General features: G+C 76.6%; 7 protein-coding genes. 6 read left to right on the top strand and 1 reads right to left on the bottom strand.

Annotated elements, in window-relative coordinates:
* Positions 1 to 214: 214 nt before the first annotated feature.
* Genes POF43_RS28460 through POF43_RS28450 form a run of 3 tightly spaced genes read left to right on the top strand, consistent with a single transcriptional unit; the run spans position 215 to position 2,132 of the window.
* Complete coding sequence (locus POF43_RS28460; protein WP_271318217.1) at positions 215 to 799, top strand: bifunctional adenosylcobinamide kinase/adenosylcobinamide-phosphate guanylyltransferase; 585 nt, start codon at positions 215 to 217, stop codon at positions 797 to 799.
* Complete coding sequence (locus POF43_RS28455; protein WP_282704828.1) at positions 760 to 1,584, top strand: adenosylcobinamide-GDP ribazoletransferase; 825 nt, start codon at positions 760 to 762, stop codon at positions 1,582 to 1,584. The genes POF43_RS28460 and POF43_RS28455 overlap by 40 nt, the downstream gene beginning before the upstream one ends.
* The gene (locus POF43_RS28450) at positions 1,581 to 2,132 is read left to right on the top strand and encodes a histidine phosphatase family protein (protein WP_271318219.1); all 552 of its coding nucleotides are present in this window, start codon (positions 1,581 to 1,583) and stop codon (positions 2,130 to 2,132) included. Before POF43_RS28455 ends, POF43_RS28450 begins: the two co-directional genes overlap by 4 nt.
* Positions 2,133 to 2,370: 238 nt before the next feature.
* Here POF43_RS28450 and POF43_RS28445 read toward each other — a convergent pair whose 3' ends face one another.
* Positions 2,371 to 2,811 (bottom strand): hypothetical protein, encoded by a 441-nt coding sequence (locus POF43_RS28445; protein WP_271325568.1) that lies wholly within the window; start codon positions 2,809 to 2,811, stop codon positions 2,371 to 2,373.
* 152 nt (positions 2,812 to 2,963) lie between these two features.
* Here POF43_RS28445 and POF43_RS28440 point away from each other — a divergent pair, with 152 nt between their 5' ends.
* The 3 genes from POF43_RS28440 (at position 2,964) to POF43_RS28430 (ending at position 6,360) form a co-directional block, all read left to right on the top strand.
* Positions 2,964 to 4,223 carry a sensor histidine kinase gene (locus POF43_RS28440; RefSeq protein WP_271325788.1) on the top strand — a complete coding sequence of 420 codons (1,260 nt, stop codon included), beginning with the start codon at positions 2,964 to 2,966 and terminating at the stop codon, positions 4,221 to 4,223.
* Complete coding sequence (locus tag POF43_RS28435; protein WP_271325787.1) at positions 4,208 to 4,855, top strand: response regulator transcription factor; 648 nt, start codon at positions 4,208 to 4,210, stop codon at positions 4,853 to 4,855. The genes POF43_RS28440 and POF43_RS28435 overlap by 16 nt, the downstream gene beginning before the upstream one ends.
* Before the next feature lie 293 nt (positions 4,856 to 5,148).
* The gene (locus POF43_RS28430; protein WP_271318707.1) at positions 5,149 to 6,360 is read left to right on the top strand and encodes a saccharopine dehydrogenase family protein; all 1,212 of its coding nucleotides are present in this window, start codon (positions 5,149 to 5,151) and stop codon (positions 6,358 to 6,360) included.
* Positions 6,361 to 6,524 lie beyond the last annotated feature (164 nt).

Genomic DNA, 6,524 nt, shown 5'->3' with positions numbered 1-6,524 from the left:
ACTCCGGCCGCACCCCTCCCCTCCCCTCCCCGTCCCTGTCCCCTCCCCGTCCTTGTCCTCTCGCCCCCGTCAACGATGCCCGATGACCGCCGTCGCGTACGGCCCGTGTCCGCCAGGAGTTCGCCGATGACCCCCGTCGCCCATGGCCCGCGTTCGTCGGGAGTGCGCCGATGACCCCCGTCGCCCATGGCCCGCGTTCGTCGGGAGTGCGCCGATGACCCCCGTCGTGCACCGGCCGCGTCCCCGCCCGGTGCCGGGGCGGCCGCGGCGGGCCCGGCGGGTGCTCGTGCTGGGGGGCGCCCGCTCGGGCAAGTCCTCGTTCGCCGAGAGCCTGCTCACCGGCGGCGCGGCCGACTACCTCGCCTGCGGACCGGTGCCCGACGGCAGCGACCCCGAGTGGGGCGAGCGCGTCGCACGCCACCGGGCGCGGCGCCCGGACAGCTGGCACACCGTCGAAACCGTCGACCTGCCCGGACAGTTCGGCCGCCCCGGCCCGCCCGTCCTGCTGGACTGCCTCACGACCTGGCTGGCCCGGACGATGGACGACTGCGGCGTCTGGTCCGGCGCCCCGGACGCCGACCGGCGGCTGGCGGACCGGGTGGACGCCCTGGTCGCCGCCTGGACCGCCACCCCGCGCCGGGTGGTCGCGGTGAGCAACGAGGTCGGGTCCGGCGTCGTCCCGGCGACCCCCTCGGGCCGCCGGTTCCGCGACGAGCAGGGCATCCTCAACAACCGCGTCGCGGCGGCCAGCGACCGCGTGTGGCTGATCACCGCCGGCATCCCCCAGCGGCTGCGGTGACCGGCCGCGCCGGCCCGCTGGCGGCCCTGTCCCTGTTCACCGTGCTGCCGGTGCCCCGGCGCGACACCGCCCCCGGGCCCCGCGTCGTGCTGTGGATGCCGCCGGTGGGCGCGGTGCTCGGCGTGCTCGGCGCGCTGCCCGCGCTGCTGGTGTGGCACGGGCCGGGCCACGGCTCCCCGCTGCTGGCCGCCGCGCTGCTGGAGGCGGCCGTCGCGCTGCTCACCCGGGGACTGCACCTCGACGGCCTCGCCGACCTGGCCGACGGGCTGGGCAGCCGCCGCCCGCCCGAGCAGGCCCGCGCGATCATGCGACGGTCCGACATCGGCCCGTTCGGCGTCCTGGCGCTGCTGCTGGTCCTGCTGGTGCGGGTCACCGCGCTGGCCGCCGTGCTGTCCTCGGCCGGCCCGGCGGCCGGGCTCGCCGCGGTGCTCACCGCCCTGGTCACCGGCCGGATCGCGGTGGTGGCCGCGGCGGGTGAACCCGCTTCCCCCGGCTCGTCGTTCGGCGCCCTGGTCGCCGGCGGCACCGGACGGGCGGCCCGCCTGGCGTGGCTCTGCGCCGGGCCGCTGCTCGGCGCGGCGGGCCGGCTGCTGACCGGCGGCGGCCCGGCCGGCGCCGGGTGGACGGCCGCCGCCGTCTGCGGAGCGCTGGCGGTCGCCGCCGTGCTGCGCCGGCACGCGGTCCGGCGGCTCGGCGGCGTCTCCGGCGACATCTTCGGCGCACTGGTGGAGACCGCGACCACCGTCGTCCTGGTGGTCCTGGCCGGGGAGCACGCGTGGCGGTGACCACGTTGCACCTCGTCCGGCACGGCCAGTCCGAGTGGAACCTGGCCGGCCGCCTCCAGGGCCAGGCCCCGGGCATCCCGCTGACCGGCCTCGGGCACGAACAGGCGGCGGCCGCCGCGCTCAGCCTCGACGGCGTCCCCGCGGTCGCGCTCTACAGCAGCGACCTGCTGCGGGCCCGGCAGACCGCGAGCCCCGTCGCCGAACGCCTCGGGCTGCCGGTCCGCGTCGACGCCCGGCTGCGCGAGCAGGGGCACGGACAGCTCGAAGGCTTCCCGACCCGGCAGCTCCTGGAGGCCGCCCCCTACGACTTCGCCGACCCCGACGCCCACGCCCCCGGCGGCGAGAGCACCCGCGATGTCCACCGCCGCATGGCCGCCGTCCTCACCGACTGCCTGGAACGCCACCGGGGCCGGCATGTCGTCCTCGTCGGCCACGGCGACGCCATCCGCGCCGGCCTGGCCTGGCTCAACGGCCACCCCGCCGACCGGATTCCCTGGCTCACCGTCCCCAACGGCTCGGTCCACGTCTTCCGCACGGGCCCGGAGTGACGGCGGTCCGCGACGCCGCCGCCCCGGAACGCCGCAGCCCGGTGCCGGCTCGCCCGTAACGCCTTCCGGTGACATCTCCGGCCCGCAACGCCGCCGCCCGATGCCGCCGCCGGCCCGTAACGCCGCCGGAGACGCCGCCTCCCTCGCCGACGGTCAGCCGCGGTCCGAGTCCGAGCCGAGGCGTTCGGGAAGCACGCGGGAGCCGAGGCGTTCGGGAAGCACGCGGGGGCCGAGGGGGTCAGCGTGACGTGGGGAAGGCGGCGCGCGGTGCGGAGCGGCGGGTGATGAACGCGACGCGGACGACGGGCAGCACGCAGACGGCCTGCGTCACGGTGTACCACGGCGGGCAGACACCCGGGATCAGGTCGACGCCGATGATCGCGATCGGCATGATGACGGCGAGGGCGCTGACCCGTTCGAAGGCCCGGCGCGATCCCCGGGAAGCGGAAACGGTCATCCGGTGGATCGGCACGGCGACTACGGGCAGCAGGACCGCCCGGACCCACATGAATGTGTTCACCGGATGACCGCTGCCCGCCACTGCGACGACCGCCAGCAGGGCGAGGGCACCGAGTGCGCCGTAGACCTTGACGCTGTTCTTCGCCGCGCCGAAGGCCGCTCGGGTGCCGGGGGCGTTGAGGAGGGCCGGGCCGGCCGTGGTGTGCTCGGGGGTTTCCATGCCCACCGACGCTACGAAGCGCCCGGTCGGCACGGTATCGGTCTGGACGCACGGGTGGGTGGGGGCAGACCCACTCCCCGACCGGCCAGGGGGGTGGCGGGCCGCGCGCGGTGCACAGTGGGAGCACCGAACGGAGAGCGGGGGAAGAAGACGTGAGACAGCTGGGAACGTGGGCGGCGCGCGCCGGGGTGGGGTTCGTCCGGGCGTGCGTCGTGGTCGTCGTCAGCATGCTGGTGCCGGCGGTGTGGGCCGCCGCCGTGGCGCTGGGGATCCGGTGGGGGGCGGGCAACCCGTGGTCGTGGGTGGCGCCGGTCGTGCTGGTGTGCGGGGGCACGCTCGCCCTGTCCCGCCCGGTCTGCCGGACGGTCCGCTTCCTCGTCGCGAGGTGGACGGCCGTCGTCGTCCCCGCCGGCTACCGGCGGGCCGGGCCGGTGACGCGGATGTCCACCGGGTACTGGTGGAACGGCTTCGGCTACGAACGCACCCGCCGCGACGCGCTGATGGATCAGAAGTGGCGGGTCCGGTGGGGCGACCCCGCCACCCGGCGCGACCTGAGGTTCACGGCGATCGTGCCGTTCACCGCGGGCCTGGTCGCCGCCTTCCCGCCGGCCGGGGCGGCCGTGGCGGTCCTCGGGCTCGGCCGGCCGGAGCCCGCCGCGCGCGTCGTCGGGGTGCTGGGCCTGGCCGTGGCCGTCGCCGGCTCGCCGTATGCCTGGCGGTGTGTCGAACCGGTGGCCGTCCGCTTCCTCCGCCCGTCGCCCGCCATGGCGCTGGCCGACCGGGTGGACGAACTGACCGTCCAGCGCGCGGACGCGACGGTCGCCCAGGCCGCCGAGATCCGCCGGATCGAGCGGGACCTGCACGACGGGGCGCAGGCCCGCCTGGTCGGGCTCGGGCTCTCGCTGGCGACGGCGGAGAGGCTGATGGCAACCGACCCCGACCGGGCCAGGACGCTCATGCGGGAGGCACGGGCCGGCGCCACCGCGTCGCTGACCGAGCTGCGCGAACTGGTCCGGGGCATCAGTCCGCCGGTGCTGAACGACCGCGGGCTCGTCGACGCCGTCCGCGCGCTCGCCCTGGACAGCCCGCTCGAAGCGGCCGTCAGCGCCGGCCCTCGGCTGCGCCTGGACCCGCCGATCGAGTCCGCCCTGTACTTCGCCGTCGCCGAACTGCTGGCCAACGCGGTCAAGCACGCCCGTGCGACCCGGGTGCGGATCTCCATCACCCGGGACGACACCGGCGTCGTCGTCGATGTCGAGGACGACGGCCGCGGCGGGGCCGCCGTGCGGGCCGGCAGCGGGCTCGCGGGGCTGCGCCGCCGCCTCGCGGTCTTCGACGGCACCTTGGAGATCACCAGCCCGGCGGGCGGCCCGACCCGGGTGAGGATGATGGTGGCATGCGAATCGTCGTAGCCGAGGACCTCTACCTCCTGCGGGACGGAATGGTCCGCCTCATCGAGGCGTGCGGGCACCAGGTGGTGGCGACGGCGGCCACCGGACCCGAGACGCTCGACGCGCTGCTGACGTGGCGGCCGGACGTCGCCGTCGTCGACGTCCGTATGCCGCCGACCCAGACCGACGAGGGCCTGCGCGCCGCGCTGGCCGCCCGGAGCGAACTGCCCGGACTGCCGGTCCTCGTCCTCTCCCAGTACGTCGAGCAGCTGTACGCCCGCGAACTGCTGGCCGACGGGGCCGGCGGCATCGGCTATTTCCTCAAGGAGAGCGTCTTCGACGCCGATCAGTTCATCGACGCCCTGGAACGTGTCGCCGGTGGCGGGACCGCCATGGACCCCGTCGTCATCGCCAGGTTGCTGGCCGGCGGGCCGCCGAACCGGCGGCTGGACCGGCTCACCGAACGCGAATACTCCGTGCTCGGCCTCATGGCGGAAGGACTGTCCAACCAGGCCGTCGGACAGCGGCTCTTCCTCAGCGAAAGCGCCATCAGCAAATACACGACCTCCCTGTTCGGCAAGCTCGGCATCACCGATGACGGCAACAGCAACCGCCGCGTCCTCGCCGTCCTCACCTACCTCAACAACCTCTGACGCCGCTCGTCCCCGGTCCGTACGGGCCCGTCAACAGGCCGCGGGCGCCCGGCGTGCGCCACCGCCGCGGGTGCTGGGGACACCGGTGCGGCGGTGGGCGCCGACGAGCCCGTCCGCCACCACGCCGCCCGCGACGGCCCCCGCCCACCACGACACCGACCCGCGACCCCGCCCCGCCCCGGAACCGCCCCCACCGGCGGAATCGTGTCGTGCGCCGACGCGGGCGTTCCGTTGACGCGGGGTGGGCGGTTCCGTAGCGTGATCACCGTTGATTACCCGGCGGTAGGGAAGCCATGGGAAGCGCACGTTCGTACGACATCGTGCTGTTCGGGGCGACCGGGTTCACCGGGGGCCTCACCGCGGAGTACCTCGCGCGCAACGTCCCGCAGGGTTGCCGCTGGGCGCTGGCCGGGCGGGACGCGGCGAAGCTCGCGGCCGTCCGCGACCGGCTGGCGGCCGGCGTGCCGGCGTGTGCCGAGCTGCCGCTGCTGGTGGCGGACGCGGCCGACCCCGAGGCCCTGCGCGTGGTGGCGGCCGGCGCCCGTGTGGTGATCTCCACCGTCGGCCCCTACCTGACGCACGGCGAACCCCTGGTGGCCGCCTGCGCCGAGGCCGGCACGGACTACGTGGACCTCACCGGTGAGCCGGAGTTCGTCGACCTGATGTACGTCCGCCATCACCGCCGGGCGGTGGACAGCGGTGCCCGGATCGTGCACTCCTGCGGGTTCGACTCGGTGCCGCACGACCTCGGGGTGCTGTTCACCGTGGGTCAACTGCCGGGCGACGGGCCGGTGTCGGTGAACGGATACGTGCGGGCCGGCGGCACCCTGTCCGGCGGGACGCTCGCCTCCGCGCTGCTGGCCTTCTCCCGGCCGGCCGCCATGTACCGCGCGGCGCGGGACCGCCGGGCCGTCGAACCCCGCCCGCCGGGCCGCCGGGTGCGCGCGGTGACGGCCGCACCGGGCTGGTCGCCGCGCGCCCGCGCCTGGACGCTGCCGCTGCCCTCGATCGACGGCCAGGTGGTGGCCCGTTCCGCGGCGGCGCTGCCCGCGTACGGACCGGACTTCCGCTACGCCCACCAGGCCGCGGTCAAGTGGCTGCCGGTCGCCGCGGCCGGTGCCGCCGGGATGACCCTGCTCGCGCTCGCGGCTCAACTCCCGCCGCTGCGGCGGGCGTTCGGCGTACTGCGGGCGCCGGGCCAGGGACCGGACGCCGACCGGCGGGCCCGGAGCTGGTTCGCGGTCAGGTTCGTGGGCGAGGGCGGCGGGCGCCGGGTCGTCACCGAGGTGTCCGGCGGTGACCCCGGCTACGGCGAGACCGCCAAGATGCTGGCCGAGTCCGCGCTCTGCCTGGCCTTCGACGACGGCCTGCCCGAGGTCGCCGGCCAGCTGACCACCGCCGCCGCGCTCGGCCCCGCGCTCATCACCCGCCTGGTGGCCGCCGGCATCCGCTTCGAGGTCCTCGGCGAGGCCCCCCGCCACGCGCCCGGCCCGCAACCGCGCTGACGACGCCCCGGCCACTGCGGCGGGAATCGGCCCGCCCCGCCTCCGCTCCGGCCGACCCCCGCCCCGCCTCCGGCCGGGGGCACCGCCCGACCCCCGCGCCGGACGAGCCACCCGACCCCCGCCCCGCCTCCGCTCCGGCCGACCCCCGCGCCCGTGTGCCGCGG

The organism is Streptantibioticus silvisoli, from assembly GCF_027947535.2.
Classification (GTDB): domain Bacteria; phylum Actinomycetota; class Actinomycetes; order Streptomycetales; family Streptomycetaceae; genus Streptantibioticus_C; species Streptantibioticus_C silvisoli.
The sequence above is the reverse complement of the archived record's forward strand: the minus strand, read 5'-3'. Positions and strand labels throughout refer to the sequence as shown.

Coding starts and splice junctions, on each gene's coding strand:
- POF43_RS28460 (WP_271318217.1), top strand. CDS start 215: ATGACCCCCGTCGTGCACCGGCCGCGTCCCCGCCCGGTGCCGGGGCGG.
- POF43_RS28445 (WP_271325568.1), bottom strand. CDS start 2,811: ATGGAAACCCCCGAGCACACCACGGCCGGCCCGGCCCTCCTCAACGCC.
- POF43_RS28435 (WP_271325787.1), top strand. CDS start 4,208: ATGCGAATCGTCGTAGCCGAGGACCTCTACCTCCTGCGGGACGGAATG.
- POF43_RS28430 (WP_271318707.1), top strand. CDS start 5,149: ATGGGAAGCGCACGTTCGTACGACATCGTGCTGTTCGGGGCGACCGGG.